General features: G+C 58.9%; 3 protein-coding genes. 2 read left to right on the plus strand and 1 reads right to left on the minus strand.

Going from position 1 to position 2,333, the window contains the following annotated elements:
- Together C7H09_RS19985 and C7H09_RS10770 are read left to right on the plus strand one after the other, a co-directional pair.
- The coding region (locus C7H09_RS19985; RefSeq protein WP_106762518.1) for a hypothetical protein at positions 1-240 on the plus strand (240 nt) is incomplete at its 5' end.
- 75 nt (positions 241-315) lie between these two features.
- Complete coding sequence (locus C7H09_RS10770) at positions 316-726, plus strand: hypothetical protein (RefSeq protein WP_106762519.1); 411 nt, start codon at positions 316-318, stop codon at positions 724-726.
- A gap of 683 nt (positions 727-1,409) precedes the next feature.
- Here C7H09_RS10770 and C7H09_RS10775 read toward each other — a convergent pair.
- Positions 1,410-2,333, minus strand: a 924-nt coding sequence (locus tag C7H09_RS10775; RefSeq protein WP_106761970.1) for an IS91 family transposase, incomplete at its 5' end; no start/stop codon positions are given.

Raw genomic sequence — 2,333 nt, forward strand, 5'->3', positions numbered from 1 at the left:
ATGAAAGCGGCTGCATCTATTTCTTTGTTGGTCGGTTTATTGCTGGCAATGTTCAATATGTATGTGGCTTGGCAGCACAACCCGCAATGTGAGTTTCACTGTGATGGCACTATCAATTGGCTAAACTGGTTTGGAGTAGGAGCATCGTGGCTCATCGTAAGCAGCCTAGTAATTTTTAGCTTGACGATGGCTGGTCGAGCAGTTTGGTTTAAAGTATTCAAGCTACGCAGTGACACATAACAAGTGGCTGTTGTCGGACGCACCTGCGCTGGCGCTCCGGTGCGCCGCAAAGCCAGGGCGTTAATTGGTAGAGACATGGAACCAGTCATCCAGGAAGAAACAACGGGTTGTGGTATTGCAGCAAGCGCTGCTCTCGCGGGTGTCAGCTATGCTGAGGCCAAGCGGAAGGCCAACGCTCTGGGTGTTTATGCCGCAGATACAGCGCTATGGTCAGAAACTGAGCACGTCCGAAAGCTTCTGCGGGAATTCGGTATCTCGGTGTCGCCCAAAGAAGTTCCCTTCGAGTCTTGGGAGCGCCTCCCAGACAAGGCTCTCATGGCTATCAAATGGCGCACGGAACGGAGTAAGCCATTCTGGCATTGGGTGGTGTTTGTCCGAGAGGGCGGCGAGGCAAAGGTGCTGGATTCCAAAAAGGCTTTGAAATCAAACGTCCGCCGGGATTTCGGGCGCATTAAGCCCAAGTGGTACATTGAGGTATCCAATTAACAAGGCGCAGCAGTATGCGGCCGATGGCCGCCGGACGCCCTTTCCATGGCTCCTTCGTCGCCATTCCAAGGTCGCCGCTGTGCTCAGCGTTAGCTGGTAGTGCTTTGGTCTTTTGGGGGTGGCCGGGTGCCAATGGCCTTGGCCGAAAACGGGTGGCAAATCTGGTAGCGCGGTGGTGTTGCCAAGGCCCGCAAATTTGGCGTGTTGCTGGCAGCTCAATCGGTCAGCGGTGTTGGTAGTAACGTGAGTGTTCCGGTCGTGGGGTTGTCCGCCGGTAAATGGTTCCTTACTTACCTGCCACTCTGACGCTCAGGTTCATTCGCCGCATCACTGGCGGTGGTTTTTATCACAGTGCATCAGTGGACTTTGGTGCAAGGGCAGCGGTGCAGGCTGCGATGTTGGTTGCCAAGGATCGAGCTTCATTGATGCCCCCAGCTAACAAATAAGGATAGGTCGCGCACCGCCGCGACCTGATCCGGTGTTGGACGAGCCCGGTGCTTCATTATTAAGGAAATAGCGGCGGAGAACTCAGAGGTGCTTTGGCCCTGGCTTTGGGCGGCCTCTTTTGTCAGGCCAGAGTTACCCGGGGCCGCCGGTGAAGCTGGCAGCCGGTGTGCCCTGGTCGTGGTGTCATAAGGTGCGTTGGCTCCTCCCGCTTGAGTACGTGTCGGATGGTCGGTAATTTATGCTGGCCATCGTCGCCGAATGACTGGCCACCGGCAGGGTTGGCGCCAGACCGTGAGGCTCATGGGCTGGCCACAACAGGGGCAAGCGCGTTGCTTGCGGGGTTGGCTTACGGTTGCCATCGACGGTAGCGTCACGCGGAGAAGCAACTGCAACCGGTGTAGCGTCTTGCGTGCCCCGCTGTGCAGAAAACCGTATTCCCGCACCCGTCGCAGCCCCTTTGGCAAGACGTGCTGCAAGACTCGCCAGAGGAATCGATCCGCCGGTTCCGTCAGGGTCTGCCAACACTGGGTCTGGCTGTCCCGGTAGCGGAAGGTCACCTGTTCGCTATCGTAGGCCACGATATTCGGCTCCCGCAGCACCCCGCGATAGAGGTAACGGGCCAGATAAGTCAGCGCGTGATCTCCGCGCCCGACCTGCTCACACTGGGCGATCCAGTCCCGGGGAATGGCGTCCGGCAAGGCAAAGCCCTGCTTGCGCATTCGGTCGAGGAACTTGGCGCGGAACACCCGGGCCAGAGCCCGGCCATTGAACAGGTACTTTCCGGCCCGGCGTTGCCAGCGAGATCCGGTCAGCCCGCCGCCGGGGATCACGATGTGGACATGGGGGTGGAAGGCCAAGCGCCGGGAGTGGGTGTGCAACACCCCCACCAGCCCGAGTTGGTTGCCCAGGCGTTGATCGTTGCGGGCAAACTGGTTCAGGGTCTCCCGGGCAACCTGGAACAGGGTGTGACAGGTCCACCGAAGATGATGCCAGGCAAAGCCCCGCAACTGGACTGGCAGGGTGAAGGTCACCAGGAAATAGTCCACCGGCAGCAATTTCTGTCGTTGCCGCTCCAGCCACTGGCGGTTGGTGCCGTGCTGACAGGCCGGGCAACTGCGATGGCCGCAGGACGGATAGGCCTGTTGTCGCTGCTGACAGGG

The organism is Marinobacter fuscus (genome assembly GCF_003007675.1).
GTDB lineage: Bacteria > Pseudomonadota > Gammaproteobacteria > Pseudomonadales > Oleiphilaceae > Marinobacter > Marinobacter fuscus.